The 15,408-nt window shown below is 72.3% G+C and carries 15 protein-coding genes; 4 read left to right on the forward strand and 11 right to left on the reverse strand.

Going from position 1 to position 15,408, the window contains the following annotated elements; genetic code table 11:
• The first annotated feature begins 19 nt into the window (after positions 1-19).
• The gene (locus tag ACMTAK_RS34390) at positions 20-913 is read left to right on the forward strand and encodes an NAD(P)-dependent oxidoreductase (protein ID WP_413809778.1); all 894 of its coding nucleotides are present in this window, start codon (positions 20-22) and stop codon (positions 911-913) included.
• A 93-nt stretch (positions 914-1,006) separates the two neighbouring features.
• On the opposite strand, the gene ACMTAK_RS34395 is transcribed toward ACMTAK_RS34390, so the two are convergent.
• From ACMTAK_RS34395 to ACMTAK_RS34415, 5 genes are all read right to left on the reverse strand, one after another.
• Positions 1,007-2,272: a beta-ketoacyl-[acyl-carrier-protein] synthase family protein gene (locus ACMTAK_RS34395; protein ID WP_413809779.1), complete on the reverse strand. Its 1,266-nt coding sequence runs from the start codon at positions 2,270-2,272 to the stop codon at positions 1,007-1,009.
• A 76-nt stretch (positions 2,273-2,348) separates the two neighbouring features.
• Positions 2,349-2,597: an acyl carrier protein gene (locus ACMTAK_RS34400; protein WP_020871568.1), complete on the reverse strand. Its 249-nt coding sequence runs from the start codon at positions 2,595-2,597 to the stop codon at positions 2,349-2,351.
• Between the two features lie 82 nt (positions 2,598-2,679).
• The gene (locus ACMTAK_RS34405; RefSeq protein ID WP_413809780.1) at positions 2,680-3,690 is read right to left on the reverse strand and encodes a ketoacyl-ACP synthase III; all 1,011 of its coding nucleotides are present in this window, start codon (positions 3,688-3,690) and stop codon (positions 2,680-2,682) included.
• A complete protein-coding gene (locus ACMTAK_RS34410; RefSeq protein ID WP_413809781.1) occupies positions 3,687-4,679 on the reverse strand; it encodes an ACP S-malonyltransferase in 993 nt (330 codons plus the stop codon). Before ACMTAK_RS34410 ends, ACMTAK_RS34405 begins: the two co-directional genes overlap by 4 nt.
• An 89-nt stretch (positions 4,680-4,768) precedes the next feature.
• A complete protein-coding gene (locus tag ACMTAK_RS34415) occupies positions 4,769-5,953 on the reverse strand; it encodes a PucR family transcriptional regulator (protein WP_020871571.1) in 1,185 nt (394 codons plus the stop codon).
• Positions 5,954-6,063: 110 nt separating this feature from the next.
• On the opposite strand from ACMTAK_RS34415, the gene ACMTAK_RS34420 reads away from it, so the two are divergent.
• Complete coding sequence (locus tag ACMTAK_RS34420; protein ID WP_413813080.1) at positions 6,064-6,732, forward strand: pirin family protein; 669 nt, start codon at positions 6,064-6,066, stop codon at positions 6,730-6,732.
• 132 nt (positions 6,733-6,864) lie between these two features.
• On the opposite strand, the gene ACMTAK_RS34425 is transcribed toward ACMTAK_RS34420, so the two are convergent.
• Positions 6,865-7,677 (reverse strand): serine hydrolase domain-containing protein, encoded by an 813-nt coding sequence (locus ACMTAK_RS34425; protein ID WP_413809782.1) that lies wholly within the window; start codon positions 7,675-7,677, stop codon positions 6,865-6,867.
• Between the two features lie 368 nt (positions 7,678-8,045).
• On the opposite strand from ACMTAK_RS34425, the gene ACMTAK_RS34430 reads away from it, so the two are divergent.
• Entirely contained in the window at positions 8,046-8,510 is a 465-nt protein-coding gene (locus ACMTAK_RS34430) for a MerR family transcriptional regulator (RefSeq protein ID WP_413809783.1), read from the forward strand.
• Positions 8,507-9,538: an aldo/keto reductase gene (locus tag ACMTAK_RS34435; protein ID WP_413809784.1), complete on the forward strand. Its 1,032-nt coding sequence runs from the start codon at positions 8,507-8,509 to the stop codon at positions 9,536-9,538. Before ACMTAK_RS34430 ends, ACMTAK_RS34435 begins: the two co-directional genes overlap by 4 nt.
• 56 nt (positions 9,539-9,594) lie before the next feature.
• On the opposite strand, the gene ACMTAK_RS34440 is transcribed toward ACMTAK_RS34435, so the two are convergent.
• From ACMTAK_RS34440 to ACMTAK_RS34460, 5 genes are all read right to left on the reverse strand, one after another.
• Positions 9,595-10,806 carry an alpha/beta hydrolase gene (locus ACMTAK_RS34440; protein ID WP_413809785.1) on the reverse strand — a complete coding sequence of 404 codons (1,212 nt, stop codon included), beginning with the start codon at positions 10,804-10,806 and terminating at the stop codon, positions 9,595-9,597.
• A 185-nt stretch (positions 10,807-10,991) separates the two neighbouring features.
• Positions 10,992-11,669: a response regulator gene (locus tag ACMTAK_RS34445; RefSeq protein ID WP_201855546.1), complete on the reverse strand. Its 678-nt coding sequence runs from the start codon at positions 11,667-11,669 to the stop codon at positions 10,992-10,994.
• Positions 11,666-13,051, reverse strand: a complete 1,386-nt coding sequence (locus tag ACMTAK_RS34450; RefSeq protein WP_413809786.1) for a sensor histidine kinase — start codon at positions 13,049-13,051, stop codon at positions 11,666-11,668. The genes ACMTAK_RS34445 and ACMTAK_RS34450 overlap by 4 nt, the downstream gene beginning before the upstream one ends.
• The gene (locus tag ACMTAK_RS34455) at positions 13,052-14,050 is read right to left on the reverse strand and encodes a DUF4429 domain-containing protein (protein WP_413809787.1); all 999 of its coding nucleotides are present in this window, start codon (positions 14,048-14,050) and stop codon (positions 13,052-13,054) included.
• Between the two features lie 85 nt (positions 14,051-14,135).
• Positions 14,136-15,341 carry an alpha/beta hydrolase gene (locus tag ACMTAK_RS34460; RefSeq protein WP_413809788.1) on the reverse strand — a complete coding sequence of 402 codons (1,206 nt, stop codon included), beginning with the start codon at positions 15,339-15,341 and terminating at the stop codon, positions 14,136-14,138.
• Between the last annotated feature and the right edge of the window lie 67 nt (positions 15,342-15,408).

The following is a 15,408-nucleotide window of genomic DNA, read 5'->3' on the forward strand; positions in this document are numbered from 1 at the left end:
CGGGTTTTAGCGTGGCGGAATGACCGAACAACACCCGGCAACGTCCGTCGCGGTCCTCGGCACCGGCATCATGGGTTCCGGAATGGCCCGTAACCTCGCCCGCTCCGGGCTCGAGGTCCGTGCGTGGAACCGCACCCGATCCAAGGCCGAACCGCTCAGCCAGGACGGCGTACGCGTCACCGACACCCCGGCCGAGGCCGTGGACGGCGCCGATGTCGTCCTCACCATCCTCTACGACGGCGCCGTGGCGCTCGAGACGATGCGGCAGGCCGCCCCCGCGCTGCGCCCCGGAACCGCATGGGCCCAGGCCACCACGGCGGGGCTGGAGGCGCTGGAATCACTCGCCGCGTTCGCCCGTGAGAAGGATCTCGTCCTCATCGACTCGCCCGTGCTCGGCACCAAGCAGCCCGCGGAGAACGGACAGCTGCTGGTGCTGGCCGCCGGGCCGGTGCCCGTCCGCCCGGTCGTCTGGCCGGTCTTCGACGCCATCGGCAGCCGTACGGAGTGGGTCGGCGACAGCGCGGAGGGCGCCGCCGCCACCCGGCTCAAGCTGGTGCTCAACAGCTGGGTCCTCAACGTCACCCACGCCACCGCCGAGGCGGCCGCCCTCGCCAAGGGGCTCGGCGTGGACTGGCAGGGCTTCCTGGACGCGGTCGAGGGCGGCCCGCTGGACAACGGCTATATGCGGGTCAAGTCGGCCCAGGTGCTCCGGGGCGACCTGGAGCCCAGCTTCGCCACCAAGACCGCCGAGAAGGACGCCCGGCTGATCGTGCAGGCCGGGGAGCGCGCCGGAGTGCGGCTGGACCTGGCGGCCGCGGGCGCGGAGCGGTTCCGCCGCGCGATCGAGGCGGGCCACGGCGACGAGGACATGGTGGCCTCGTACTTCGCCAGCTTCGACGGCGAAGCCCCCTGAGCCGACACACCGGCTGACACACCGACGGCCCGCCCCCGGCCGGAGCCGGAGGCGGGCCACCCCCACGTATCAGGGCGTTGGACCAGCGGCGCGTCAGACCGTGCGGAAGGCCAGCACCACATTGTGGCCGCCGAAGCCGAACGAGTCGTTCAGCGCCACGATCGGGCCCTCGGCCGGCAGCGCCCGCGCCTCGCCGGTCACGATGTCCGCGTCCGCCTCCGGGTCCAGCGAGCCGATGTTGATCGTCGGCGGGGCCAGCCGGTGGTACAGCGCGAGCACGCTGGCCACCGTCTCCACACCGCCCGCGCCGCCGAGCAGATGGCCCGTCATGGACTTGGTGGCGGAGACCGCCATGTGGTCCACGTCGTCGCCGAACACCTTGCGCAGCGCCTTGATCTCCGCCAGGTCGCCCTGCGGGGTCGAGGTCGCGTGCGCGTTGACGTGCGCGACCTCGGCACCGCTGATGCCGGTGTTCTCCACCAGGTTCTGCAGCGCGTTCCCGATGCCGTTGCCGGACGGCTCCGGCTGGGTGATGTGGTGGGCGTCGGCCGAGATGCCCTGGCCGATGGCCTGCGCGTACACCCGGGCGCCACGCGCCGCGGCGTGCTCGGCCGACTCCAGGACGATGGCGCCCGAGCCCTCGCCCATCACGAAGCCGTTGCGGTCGACGTCGAACGGGCGCGAGGCGCCCTGCGGGTCGTCGTTGCTCTTGGACATCGCCATCATGTTGCCGAAGGCGACCATGGGCAGCGGGTGGATGGACGCCTCGGTGCCGCCCGCGACGACCACGTCGGCGCGGCCGGTGCGGATCATCTCGATGGCGTAGCCGATGGCCTCGGCTCCGGAGGCGCACGCGCTCACCGGGGTGTGCGCGCCCGCGCGGGCGTTGAGGTCGATGCTGACGTTCGCCGCCGGGCTGTTGGGCATCAGCATCGGCACGGTGTGCGGGGAGACCTTGCGGACACCCTTCTCGCGCAGCACGTCGTACTGGTCGAGCAGGGTGGTGACCCCGCCGATACCGGACGCCACGACCGCGCCGAGCCGGTCGGGGTCGATCGAGGAGTCCTCGCCCGCCCTGGCGGTGAAGCCCGCGTCCGCCCATGCCTCACGAGCCGCGAGCAGCGCGAACTGCGCGGAACGGTCGAGCTTGCGGGCCTGCGGACGCGGAATGATCGTGCCCGGCTCCACCGCGATCTTCGCGGCGATGCGGACCGGCAACTCGGCCGCCCATTCCTCCTCCAGAAGGCGGACGCCGGACCGGCCGGCCAGCATGGCCTCCCAGGTCGACGGGGCGTCGCCACCCAGCGGCGTCGTGGCACCAACACCGGTGACGACCACGGTGCGATTGGTCGAGTTCACAGGAATTCCTACTCCACGTGTAGAAGGTGCTGGACCTGCCACCGCACGGGCGGCGACGACCGGCCTTGATACGGGCTCAGCCCTGGTGCTTGAGGATGTAGTCGACGGCGTCGCCGACGGTCTTGAGGTTCTTGACGTCGTCGTCCGGGATCTTCACGTCGAAGCGCTCCTCGGCGGCGACGACCACCTCGACCATGGACAGCGAGTCGACGTCCAGGTCGTCGGTGAAGGACTTGTCCAGCAGGACGTCCTCGGTCGGGATACCGGCGATCTCGTTGACGATCTCGGCGAGACCCTCGAGGATCTCTTCCTGAGTGGCGGCCATTGCGGCGCTCCTTCTTCGGTGTGTTGCGGTGGTGGCGCAGCGTCCGACTTCTGTGGAGCTGCGTGGATATGGACTATGGAGCCTAAGGGAGGGTAACGACCGTCGCTGCGTAGACGAGACCCGCTCCGAATCCGATGACGAGCGCGGTGTCGCCGCTCTTCGCCTGCCCCGTCGCCAACAGCCGCTCCATGGCGAGCGGAATGGAGGCGGCCGAGGTGTTGCCGGTGGTCTCCACATCACGGGCGACCGTGACGTGCTCCGGCAGCTTGAGGGTTTTGATCATCGAGTCGATGATCCGCATATTGGCCTGGTGGGGGATGAACGCGTCGAGCTCGTCCGCGCTGACCCCGGCCTCGTCCAGGGCCTGCTGGGCGACCTTCGCCATCTCGTAGACGGCCCAGCGGAAGACGGCCTGGCCCTCCTGGCGCAGCGCCGGGTAGCGCACGTCGGCGGCGTTCTGCTCGCGGTAGACGTCCCAGGGCAGCGTCTGGGTGATGGTGTCGGACTTGTCGCCCTCCGAACCCCAGACGGTCGGGCCGATCGCGGGCTCCTTGGAGGGGCCGACCACCACGGCGCCGGCGCCGTCGCCGAACAGGAAGGCCGTCGCCCGGTCCTCCAGATCGGTCAGGTCCGAAAGCCGCTCGACCCCGATGACCAGCACATGCTCCGCGGTGCCATCGGTGATCATGCCCTTGGCGAGGGTCAGTCCGTAGCCGAAGCCCGCACAGCCCGCCGAGATGTCGAACGCGGCCGGCTTGCCGGTGCCCAGCAGATGCGCGATCTCGGTGGCGACCGCCGGGGTCTGCTTCAGGTGCGAGACCGTCGAGACGATCACGGCGCCGATCTGCTCCGGCGTCAGACCGGCATCGGCGATGGCCTTGCCTCCGGCCTCCACGGACATGGTGGCGACCGTCTCGTCCGGACCGGCCCAGTGCCGGGTGGCGATGCCCGAACGGGAGCGGATCCACTCGTCGGAGGAGTCGATGTGCTTGAGGATCTCCTCGTTCGGCACCACCCGGGTCGGACGGTAGCCACCGACGCCGAGAATGCGCGCGTACGGGGCGCCCTTACTGGGCTTGATCTTCGCGGTCATGCTTCTCGGAGCTCCTCTTCGGCCGGTGTGTCGACGGGGACGGCGTGCTCCTCGATCAGCGCACGCGCCGTGTCGAGATCGTCCGGAGTCTTCAGCGCCACATTGGTGACGCCCGGCAGCGCGCGCTTGGCGATGCCGGTGAGCGTGCCGCCCGGGGCCACCTCGATGAGCCCGGTGACGCCCAGCTCCTGGAAGGTCTCCATGCACAGATCCCAGCGCACCGGGTTGGACACCTGGGCGACCAGCCGCTCGATCACCCCGGCCCCGGTCGCCACGACCCCACCGTCCCGGTTGGAGACGTAGCGGGTGCGCGGATCGGCCACCGGGACCCCCGCGACCAGGGCCTCGAGGGCGGCGACCGCCGGGGCCATGTGGTCGGTGTGGAACGCGCCGGCCACCTTGAGCGGTACGACGCGGCGCACCCCCACGGGCTTGTCCTCGGCCAGCGCCGCCAGTTGCTCGGCGGTGCCCGCGGCCACGATCTGCCCGGCGCCGTTGACGTTCGCCGGGGTCAGTCCGTGCTTGTCGAGGTGGGCGACGACATCGTCCTGCTCACCACCCAGTATGGCGGCCATTCCGGTCTCGGTGCGGCTCGCGGCCTCCGCCATGGCGAGTCCGCGGCGGCGGACCAGCACCATGGCCGCCTCGTGGTTGAGCACACCGGAGGCCACGGCCGCGGTGATCTCGCCGACGCTGTGGCCCGCGACCGCGCCGATACGGCTCGGCAGCTCCGCGAGACCGCTCGTGCCCTCGGCGCCCTCGCCGAACAGCGCGTGGGCGGCGACCAGACCGGCGGCCACCAGCAGCGGCTGGGCCACCGCGGTGTCGCGGATCTCCTCCTCGTCGGCCTTGGTTCCGTAGTGGATGAGGTCCAGGCCGGAGACGGCCGACCACCAGGTCAGACGTTCGGTGACGCCGGGGAGGTCGAGCCAGGGGGTCAGGAAGCCGGGCTTTTGAGCACCCTGGCCGGGAGCGACGAGTACGAGCACTCTCACACTCTCTCTTGCGGACGGGTCGAATCGCCCGTGAGGACAAGGACGAAGAACCGACAGGGGAATTGTGGGGGTCCAACAAACGGTCAGGGCAATATGTTCGCGTCGGCGAGACGTCCCAGGATCAGGGCTATGCGCAGAGTAAACGCCGACCTGACGTCGGAAGGTGACCATCCGGTGACGTCCGTCACACGTCGTAGCCGGTAGCGGACGGTGTTCGGGTGAACGAAGAGCATCCGGGCCGCGCCCTCCAGACTGCTCGCCTGTTCGAGGTACACACTCAGCGTCTCGAGCAGCGCCGAACCGGCTTCCTCCAGCGGTCTGTAGATCTCCTCCACCAACTGCTCACGGGCAGCCGGATCCCCGGCCATCGCACGCTCGGGCAGCAGATCGTCGGCGAGCACCGGACGGGGCGCGTCCGGCCAGGCGGTGCACGCCTTCAGCCCGGCCGCCGCCGCCCCCGCCGAGCGGGTCGCGGCCAGCAGGTCGGAGACCACGGGACCGGCCACCACCGGACCCGGGGCATACGGCCCGATCAGCGCCTTCGCCGCCTGGAGCGGATTGTCCGAGCCGCCCGCGACCACCACAAGACGGTCGCCCAGCACGCCGGTGAGCACCTGAAGCTTGGCGTGGCGGGCGGCCCGCCGGATCGCCTCGACGGTCAGCTCACTGTCCCCGTCCGGGGCGGTGCCCAGCACCACGCACACATGTTCGGGTGAGTTCCAGCCCAGGGCGGCCGCGCGGGACAGCGCCCCCTCGTCCGCCTCGCCGGACAGCACCGCGTTGACCACCAGCGACTCCAGCCGGGCGTCCCACGCGCCGCGCGCCTCGGCGGCCTGCGCGTACACCTGGGCGGTGGCGAAGGCGATCTCCCGCGCGTACACCAGCAGCGCCTCGCGCAGCACCGACTCATCGCCCGGGGCCGCCACGTCGTCGATCGCCGACTCCATGACCTCGATGGTCGTGCGGACCATCTCCACGGTCTGCCGCAGGGTGATCGCCCGGGTCAGCTCGCGCGGGGCGGTGCCGAACACATCGGTGCTGATCGCCTGGGGTGCCTCGGGGTGGCGAAACCATTCGGTGAAGGCCGCGATGCCCGCCTGCGCCACCAACCCGATCCAGGAGCGGTTCTCGGGCGGCATCGCCCGGTACCACGGCAGCTGCTCGTCCATGCGCGCGATGGCGTTGGCGGCGAGCTTCCCGGAGGACTTCTCCAGGCGGCGCAGGGTGGCACTGTGCGGATGCGGGGTGTTCGAGGCTGGTTCAGGCACGAGGACAAGACTGCCTTATCGGATGGTGAGCGCTGGGGGCGGGAGGTGTACGCGGGGGTAGGGACATGGGCGGGGCGGACGGTCAGGGGCGCACTACCGTGGACCGGGTGATGTGGATACAGCGGTCCGGTGCACGGTATCCGGGTGGGGAGGGCGCGGGCATCGAGACGCGCCACGCCTTTTCCTTCTCTGGGTACTACGACCCCGGCAATGTGCGGTTCGGCTCGCTCGTGGCCTGCAACGAGGAGCGGCTCGCCCCCGGCGCGGGCTTCGCCGAACATCCCCACCGCGATATGGAGATCGTCACCTGGGTCGTCGAGGGCGAGCTCACCCACGAGGACTCCACCGGCGCGCGGACCGTCGTGCGCCCCGGCGACGTCCAGCGGCTCAGCGCCGGAAGCGGAGTACGTCACACCGAGCGCAACGCGGGCGCCGAACCGCTCACCTTCGTCCAGATGTGGCTGATGCCGGGCCCGGGCGCCGCCACGGACCCGGCGTACGAGGTGGTGCGCGGCATCGCCGACGGCACCCCGTACGCACTGGAGCGCACCGAGGCGGTGCTGCATGTGCGGCGGCTGGTGGACGGTGAGCGCACCGCCCTGCCGGACGCGCCGTGGGTCTACGCGCACGCGGTGCGCGGCGCGGCCCGGATCGACGGGGAGACCCTCACGCCCGGCGACGCGGCCCGGATCTCCGCCGCGGAGGGTCTTGAGGCGCGCGCCGAGGGCCCCGCCGAGCTGCTGATCTGGGAGATGCACGCGGAGCCGGGCTACGGCTGAGGGGCTACGGGGTGTCCGCCGCGTGACACGGGCTTCGCCCCTGGACCCCGGGGTCTGGGGCGAAGCCCCAGTTTCGGGAAGGGGCGGGGAGGGGCCGGCCCGCCGCAGGCGTCACCATCCGCCGGACACCCGCTATCCCAGCTCGGCCAGGACCGCGTCGGTGAACGTGGGCCAGGCCTCGATCGCCCACGGGCCGAAGGCCCGGTCGGTCAGGGCCACACAGGCGGCGCCCGCGTCCGGGTCCACCCAGAGGAACGTCCCGGACTGGCCGAAATGCCCGAAGGTGCGGGGCGAGGAGGAGGCGCCGGTCCAATGCGGCGACTTGCCGTCGCGTATCTCGAACCCGAGCCCCCAGTCATTGGGCCGCTGATGTCCGTAGCCGGGCAGCACACCCGTGAGACCCGGGTGCACCACGGAGGTGGCCCCGGCCAGCGTCTCGGCCGCCAGCAGCCGCGGGGCCTGCAGCTCCGCCGCGAAGCGCACCAGGTCGTCCACGGTCGAGACGCCGTCCTTGGCGGGCGAGCCGGGCAGGTCGGTGGCGACCATGCCGAGCGGCTGGAGCACCGCCTGGCGCAGATACTCCGGGAACGGGATGCCCGTGGCCTTGGCGATGTGGTCGCCCAGCACCTCGAACCCGGCGTTGGAGTAGAGCCGGCGGTTGCCGGGCGCGGCGACCGAGCGGTGCTCGTCGAAGGCGAGCCCGGAGGTGTGCGCCAGCAGATGGCGCACCGTGGAGCCCTCGGGCCCCGCCGGCTCGTCCAGCTCCACCGCGCCCTCCTCGACGGCGACCAGCGCGGCGTAGGCGGCGAGCGGCTTGGTGACCGAGGCGAGGGGGAACCGATGGCCGGTCGGGCCGTACGATCCCGCCAGGGTGCCGTCCGGGCGCACGACGGCGGCCGCCGCCGTCGGAACCGGCCAGTTCTCGATCATCCGCAGGCTCTCCATGTCCCAGAGCCTACGGGGTGTCCGTCGGAGGCTCTTTCCCCTCCCCGCCCCTTCCCGTACCAGGGACTCCACCCCTGGACCCCGGGGGCGGGGAGCCGACTTGGGCGTTCGCGGGGTGAGTGGCTGCGTCGGCGGGCTGGTCGTGGTCGGCGCGGCGGGTGGCCGGGCGGGGGTCCGTGCGTATCCGGGTCGTCCGGCCGGGGTCTGGGGCGGAGCCACAGTTGAGGGAAGGGGCGGGGAGGGGAGCAGCCCGCCGCAGGCGCCAAGGTTCCCCCAAATCTTCGCTTGCTTGGAGTGCACTCGAAGTACATAGCGTTGACGACGTCGACGAGGTGTGCGGATCCGCGACCTGCGAGAGGTGAATCGGCATGACCGTGATGGAGAGCGCCCCGGTGAAGGCGCGGAAGAACTGCGCGGGGAGGGTAGGCCACCCCCGGCCCACCGGGCAGGACCGATACTCGATCAGTGAGGTCGTCGCCTACACCGGGCTGACGGCGCACACCCTGCGCTGGTACGAGCGGATCGGGCTGATGCCGCATGTGGACCGTACGCACACCGGCCAGCGCCGCTTCACCAACCGCGACCTGGACTGGCTCGACCTCGTCGGCAAGCTGCGGCTGACCGGGATGCCGGTCGCGGACATGGTCCGCTACGCCGAGCTGGTGCGGGAGGGCGAGCACACCTTCGCCGAGCGCGAGGAACTGCTGACCACGCACCGCGAGAACGTGCGGGAGCGGATCGCCGAGCTCCAGAGCACGCTCGAAGTCCTCGACTTCAAGATCGATGTCTACGCTGACGCCCGGAGGGCGTCGGAGAGGTTTGACCCCGTATGAGCGACCGCACCAACGAGACCATCGCGACCGTCGGCCTGGGGACCGGCGGACCCGAGGTCGGCGTCCAGGGCCTGGGCTGCATGGGCATGAGCTGGGCCTACGGACCGACCCACGACGAGGCGGAGGCGCGGGCCACGCTGGAGCGGGCCCTGGAACTGGGCGTCACGCTCTTCGACACCGCCGATGTCTACGGCTTCGGGCGGAACGAGGAGTTCATCTCCCCCTTCGTCCGGGCCAACCGGGACCGGATCACCCTGGCCACCAAGTTCGCCATCGAGCGCGACGAGAGCGCCCCGTTCGGCCGCCAGCGGATACGCAACGACCGCCCGTACATCCGCCAGGCCGTGGAGGGCAGCCTGCGCCGCCTCGGGGTGGACCACATCGACCTGTACTACATGCACCGGCGCAACCCCGAGGTGCCGCTGGAGGAGAGCGTCGGCGCCATGGCCGAGCTGGTGGCCGAGGGGAAGGTCAAGCACCTCGGGTTGAGCGAGGTCACGGCGAACGAGCTGCGCGCGGCGCACGCGGTGCACCCCATCGCCGCGGTGCAGTCGGAGTGGTCGCTGTTCAGCCGCGACATCGAGGAGAGCGTGGTCGGGGCCGCCCGGGAGCTGGGCGTCGGCCTCGTGCCGTACTCGCCGCTCGGCCGCGGCTTCCTCACCGGCTCCTTCGTCCAGGCCGAGCAGGAGCTGGGCGAGGACGACTTCCGCCGCCGTCAGCCCCGCTTCACCGGCGACAACGCGGCCGCCAACGCCGCGCTGCTGGAGCCGCTCCGGAAGATCGCCGAGGCGCGCGGGGCCACGCTCGCCCAGATCGCGCTGGCCTGGGTGCAGCAGCGGGCCCAGGTGCACGGGCTCGCCGTGGTGCCGATCCCCGGCACCCGCACCCGGGCCCGGATCGAGCAGAACACCGGCGCGACCCGGATCGAACTGAGCGCGGACGAGCTGGCCGCGCTGGAGCCGATCGCCGGACAGGTGGCGGGCGCCCGCTACGCCGACATGAGCGCGACGAGCGCGGGCCGCGAATAGCCCGCGGCGCCGGGCCGCGTGGCGGGCGCCGAGGGCCGCGCCGCCGGGGACGGCGGTCAGCTGAGGCCCTGGCGGCAGTCCGGCCCCGTGCCCGGACCGCCGCCGTCCTCCTCCGCGCACCGCACGCCGTCGAAGTCCCCCAGCGCGATCCGCGAGAAGTTGCGCAGCGAATCCGTACCCGGCGCGAAGTAGCCGGTGTGCCCGTGGGCGCTCTCGGAGGAGACCACCCGGGCGCCGAAGGACGGATCGGTCGGGTCGTCGCCGTGGCCCAGGCCCAGGAAGTCATAGCCGGTCACCCGGCGGATCCAGTCGGTGCGGTCCCGCGCCGCCCAGACCCGGGCCCCGGTGCGCAGGGCCTCGGCGCTGTCCGCGCGCATCCCCGGGCTGCCCAGCACCACCAGGTCGGAGACGCGGGCGCGGTCCATCGCGGAGGCGGCGAGACCGCACACCACCGAGCCGTAGCTGTGGCAGAACACGGCGGGCGGGGCGTCGGCGGTGGCCGCGGTGGTCACGGCGAGCCCGGCCAGAAACCGGTCCAGGCGGGGCGCACCCGCCTTGGCCAGTCGGCTGGTGGCGGCGTCCGGGCCCAGCCCGACCGGGGTGGTGTAGCCGACCCAGGCGATGACGGCGGTCGGGGTCGCGGGAGCGTCCTCGGCCATCCGCGCCCGCAGCGACCGGGCCATTCCGGCCGGGGCGCCGTACGGGTCGCCCGTGCGGTCGAAGTCGTCCAGGTCGATGTCCGAGCCGGGCACGATCACGGCCGTGCGGCGGGCCGCCGCCAAGTCCCCGTAGACCTCCGCCACCTGGCCGCGCCCGCGCGGATCGAAGGCGAGGATCTGGCGGCCGGGCTCCAGCAGCGCCGCGTACCGCTCGGCGAGCGGGCTCTTCGGGTCGGCCTTGCGCTCCTTGTGCCAGGCGGCCCGGATCGCCCGGGCGTTGGCCTCGTACCGCAGGCTCAGCGGTGCCCCGTCCAGATTGCCCACCACCTCGGGGTGCCGGATGACCAGCGCCTTCCGCTGGACCTCGGTGAGCCGGTCGAAGAACCGGGCGATCCCGGCGGGTGAGGCGGTGGCCGGATCGGGCAGCTCGCGCCCGGCCCCGCTCAGCGAATGGTCCGCCAGCCATGCGGAGGTCCCCGGCGGCGGCCCGGTGATGGCCTGCTCCTCGTGGGCCACCGTCCAGCCGGCCGTCCCCGCCATGACGGTGATGGTGAGCGCCGCGGTGATCAGGCGTCGTGCGTAGTGCCTGGTGCGTAGCGTCTGGGACATGGCGGCGGCTTTCCCTCTTCCGGCAGCGGTTCCGTCGGCGGTTCCATGAGTGGTTCCGCCGGTGGAACCGTCGGTGGTTCCATCGGTGGCGAGGGAAAGGTAGAGAGGTGTCGGGTGGCGGTACGTCACCCCCCGGTGCCAAGTGGGATGTCATACCCCAGTAGGGGGTGGTTGCCCGGCCGGGGTCACTGACCCGGTGTCACCAGGCCCGACTCATAGGCGAAGATCACCGCCTGGGCGCGGTCGCGCAGCCCCAGCTTGGCCAGCACCCGGCCGATGTGCGTCTTCACCGTCTGCTCCGCGAGCACCAGCGACTCGGCGATCTCCTGGTTGGACAGACCACGGGCGATCAGCTCCAGCACCTCGGTCTCACGCGGCGTCAGTCCGCTGCGCCGCAGGGCCGGGCCGTCGCGGCGCGGGGCGGGGCGCTGGCGGGCGAAGTCGGCGATCAGCCGGCGGGTGACGGACGGGGCGAGCAGCGCCTCGCCCGCCGCCACCACCCGGACCGCGGAGATCAGATCGGCCGGCGGGGCGTCCTTCAGCAGAAAGCCGCTGGCCCCGGCGCGCAGCGCCTCGTAGACGTAGTCGTCCACGTCGAAGGTGGTGAGCATCAGGACCTTGGGCCGGTGGGTGACCCCGCGTGGCGGGTCCAGCAGCCGGCGGGCCGCCTCGAGCCCGTCCATCTCGGGCATCCGCACGTCCATCAGCACCACATCGGGGTGGCTGCGGCGGCTGACCTCCACGCCCTCCCGTCCGTCCGGTGCCTCGCCGACGACGTCGATGTCGCTCTGCGCGGCGAGCAGGGCGGCGAACCCCGCCCGCACCATCGCCTGATCGTCGACGATGATCACCTTGATGGTCATGAGGGGTCCGTCTCTTCGAGGTCTACCAGGGGGAGGCGGGCCGCGACGCGGAAGCCGCCGTCGGCCAGCGGGCCGGTGTCGAGCATGCCGCCGACGAGCCGTACCCGCTCGACCATGCCGACGAGGCCATGGCCGGTGCCGCTGGTCTCCAGGGGTTTGGTGGGCGCGCTGTGGGCCGGGCCGTTGACCACCAGCAGGGTCAGCGCCGAGCCGTCCTCGGCGGAGATGGCCACGCGGGTGGCGGCGCCCGGTGCGTGGCGCACCACATTGGCCAGCGCCTCCTGCACGATGCGGTACGCGGACAGCCCCACGGCCTGCGGCAGCGGTTCGAGCTCGGCCACGTCGTCCGCGATGGTCAGCGTGGTCGGTATCCCGGCCCGTACCGTCGCCTCGACCAGCTGTGGCACCTGCCGCAGCCCCGGCTGCGGTGCCCGCTCCCCGCGGGTCTCCTCGCTGCGCAACACGCCCAGCAGCCGCCGCATTTCGGCGAGCGACTCCCGGGCGGTGGCGGCGATGGTGGAGAACTCCCGCTCCGCCTCGGACGGCAGACCGCCGATCCGGTACGGGGCGCTGTCCGCCTGCACGGTGATCACCGACATGTGGTGGGCGACCACATCGTGCAGCTCACGGGCGATCCGGGTGCGCTCCTCCAACAGGGTGCGATGGGCCCGTTCGGCCTCGCTGATCGTCTCCTGCTCGGCCAGCCGCCGCTGGGCGTCCCCGCGCTCGCGCAGCGCCCCGGCGACGAGCAGCACCACGCCGCTGAGCACGAACAGCACCACATTGCTGCCGTTGCTCTTGTCCGGGAAGGCCATGCCGAGCGCCAGTCCCGCGGTGCCGGTGACCAGCCACACCGCCACCAGGGTGCGGCGCGGTTCGCGCAGCGCGAGGGCGAGCAGCAGGAAGAGATAGCCGATGATGGCGCCCGGCAGCCAGGGCCACACCCGGTTCTCCAGGTGGTCCGCGGTGCCGAGCACCACCAGGGCGCAGACCAGGTCGGAGAGGAAGACGATCCACCACGCCTGGAGGGGGCGGGTGACGGACAGCAGCAGCGGGCTGCCCTGGACGATGCCGAGCAGCGTGGCGACGCCGCCGCCCACCCCGTAGTCATGGGAGAGCATCTGGGCGGTGGTGGGGACCAGGATCGTGGTGAGGACCATCGCCACGCCGTACGGCACCCTGCGCAGCCAGTTCCTGGGCGACTGGGCGAACAGCGGTGTCGCCGGATAGCTGGGGGTCACCAGGGCCCGGGCAAGGCCGCCCGCCTGCCGCCGGGCGGCCTTGGGCAGGCTCTCGTGGGCGGTGGAGGACGCGGTGGAGGACGCGGCGGTCGATGAGGCGCCGGCGGCCTCGCCGGCCGGTGCGGAGGAGGGACCGGACACTTACAGCTCCGCCAGCAGCTCGGCCTTCTTCGCGCTGAACTCGTCGTCGGTCAGCAGCCCGGCCGTGTGCAGGTCGCCCAGGTGACGGATGCGCTCGGCGATGTCGGCGGGGTCGCGGCGCGGCGCGGCGGCCCGGTTCGGGGCCGGGGCGCCCTCGGCGCACGGCACGGGGGAGGAGGCCCGTATGGCCTCCAGGACGGCCGCGGCGAACGGCAGCGACTGGTGGACGAGGCCGTAGCCCATCCCGAAGACGACGGCCGCCGGGTCCCGGTCGGGGCGGTCGGCGGGCTGGTCCTCGGCGGAGCGCCGCAGCAGCCGCAGATGGCCGTGGCCACCGCCCTTGGGGGAGACCTTGCCGGTGCCGTTCCTGGCCGTGCCGTCCTTGGCGGAACCCCCTTTGGCGGCACCGGCCTTGGCGGCGCCCTCCTTGGGGGCGGTGCCCGCCGAGCCGCGGCTCTCCGGCGAGCGCCACTCCACACCGGTGAGTTCGTCGATCCGGAAGCGCTGGTCCCCGACCTTCCACTTCTCCGAGGAGGCACCGGTCCAGAACCAGCGGAAGGAGATGGCCTTGCCGTCGAACGACGCCTTGCCGTCGTACGCCTTGAAGGACAGCGGCGGCGGGGGCACGGTCACCAGATGCGCCTCGGCCGCGGTGTCCGCCTCGGGGCCGAGGGAATCGCGTATCCGCTCGGCGTAATAGTCGGCGAGGGTCTCCCGCTCGGCCGGCAGCACCAGGCGGTACGGGTCGTACGCCTCCCTGAGCTGGCCGTCGGCGGCGTCCATCAGTGGGTCGGCGCCCGGTCTTGGCACGGCGCGCAGCACCACCGTTCCGCGTTTGCCCACGGCGAGCTCCACCCCGGACAGCGCCTCGAAGGGGATGCGGCGTTCGCCGAGCGCCTGAAGCAGCTTCGGCGTGCGGATCCCCCGTTCGAAGCGGATGAGCATGGAGTCGGTGTCGAACTCCCAGACGGTCTGAAAACCGGCCAGCACATCACCCATGCGGCTCATCGTATGCGGCGGTGGCCCGCCCGTCCCCCTTTGAGGCTACGCGCGTCACTAGAGTTTCCGGTGTTTATGCCGGGCGTCAGCGTAGCCCCGCGGTGCAGTCGTCGCCGTCGCCGCAGCTCACGGACTGGACAGCACCGATTCCCACCCGCGCGAAGTTGTCCAGGCTGGTCGTGCCCGGTTCGAAGTATCCGGCGTGTCCATCCGCCCCGTCCGCGGCCAGCACCCGGGCGCCGAAGCCGGAGGAGACCGGGTCCGCGCCGTGGCCCAGCCCGCCGAACTCCAGATGCGGAATGTCCTCGATCCAGTCGCCGGAGTCGCGCATCGCCCACACCCGGGCGCTGGTGCCCAGATCGGAGACGTGGCCGGCGCGCATCCCGGGGCTTCCGGCCACCGCGATGTCGGTGACCTTGGGCGGCAGATCGCGGGCGGCGACCCCGCACACCACCGAGCCGTAGCTGTGGCACATCAGCGAGACCCGGGAGAGCGAGGGCAGCGCGTTGACCAGCGCGCGCAGCCGCACCGCGCCCTGGGCGGCCAGCTTGCCGGTGGCCGCGTCCATGCCGATCCCGGCCGGGGTGGTGTAGTCGGCCCAGGCGATGACGGCGGTCTTGGTGTCCGGGGCGTCGGCCCGCTCGTTGTCGTAGAGCGCGCGGGCCATCCCGACCGTGGCGGTGTACGGGCGCCCGGTCTTCTGGAACGTCAGGATGTCGGTGTCCACGCCCGGCACCACGATCGAGACCCGGTTGGCGTGGGCGAGGTCGCCGAAGACCTCGGCGGCCCGGCCGGCGCCCGAGGGGTCGAACGAGAGGATCTGCCGCCCGGCACCCAGCAGGTCCTCGTAGCGGTGCATCCGGCGTGTCGCGTCCGAGCGGCCCATCGGGGTGAGCCGGGGGTCGTGGATCCGTTTGCGCTCATCGGCGCGCGCCTTGAACAGGGCGACGCGGTTGGCGCGGTAGCGCAGGGCCACCGGCGCGCCGTTGAGATTGCCCACGGCCAGCGGATAGCGCCGCACCACCCGGTCCGTCTGGGCCTTGGTGAGCGAGTCGAACCAGCGGCCGAGGACGCGCGGCGAGCCGTACGGGTCGGGCAGCGCGCGGCCGCCGAGCGATCCGTGGCGCCAGGCGTCCATTGACGCGGAGAGCGCGTCCTGGGCTCCTCTGTGGCTCCGTATGGCCGTCCAGCCGGTCGTGGCGAGGAGGACGAAGACCACCGCCAGCGCGAGCAGGGCGCGCCAAGCGGTGGAACCGGGGGAGGGGGAGCCGAGCTCCGAGAAGGAAGTCACCGCGGGACACCCTAGGAGAAGCGCGGCGCCGCGTGCCAAATCCCGTGATTGATATCACGTTTGAAAG

The sequence above is a fragment of the Streptomyces lacaronensis genome, from assembly GCF_047337785.1.
Taxonomy (GTDB): domain Bacteria; phylum Actinomycetota; class Actinomycetes; order Streptomycetales; family Streptomycetaceae; genus Streptomyces; species Streptomyces lycopersici.

Coding starts and splice junctions, on each gene's coding strand:
- ACMTAK_RS34390 (WP_413809778.1), top strand. CDS start 20: ATGACCGAACAACACCCGGCAACGTCCGTCGCGGTCCTCGGCACCGGC.
- ACMTAK_RS34400 (WP_020871568.1), bottom strand. CDS start 2,597: ATGGCCGCCACTCAGGAAGAGATCCTCGAGGGTCTCGCCGAGATCGTC.
- ACMTAK_RS34405 (WP_413809780.1), bottom strand. CDS start 3,690: ATGACCGCGAAGATCAAGCCCAGTAAGGGCGCCCCGTACGCGCGCATT.
- ACMTAK_RS34420 (WP_413813080.1), top strand. CDS start 6,064: ATGTGGATACAGCGGTCCGGTGCACGGTATCCGGGTGGGGAGGGCGCG.
- ACMTAK_RS34425 (WP_413809782.1), bottom strand. CDS start 7,677: ATGGAGAGCCTGCGGATGATCGAGAACTGGCCGGTTCCGACGGCGGCG.
- ACMTAK_RS34430 (WP_413809783.1), top strand. CDS start 8,046: ATGACCGTGATGGAGAGCGCCCCGGTGAAGGCGCGGAAGAACTGCGCG.
- ACMTAK_RS34435 (WP_413809784.1), top strand. CDS start 8,507: ATGAGCGACCGCACCAACGAGACCATCGCGACCGTCGGCCTGGGGACC.
- ACMTAK_RS34440 (WP_413809785.1), bottom strand. CDS start 10,806: ATGTCCCAGACGCTACGCACCAGGCACTACGCACGACGCCTGATCACC.
- ACMTAK_RS34445 (WP_201855546.1), bottom strand. CDS start 11,669: ATGACCATCAAGGTGATCATCGTCGACGATCAGGCGATGGTGCGGGCG.
- ACMTAK_RS34455 (WP_413809787.1), bottom strand. CDS start 14,050: ATGGGTGATGTGCTGGCCGGTTTTCAGACCGTCTGGGAGTTCGACACC.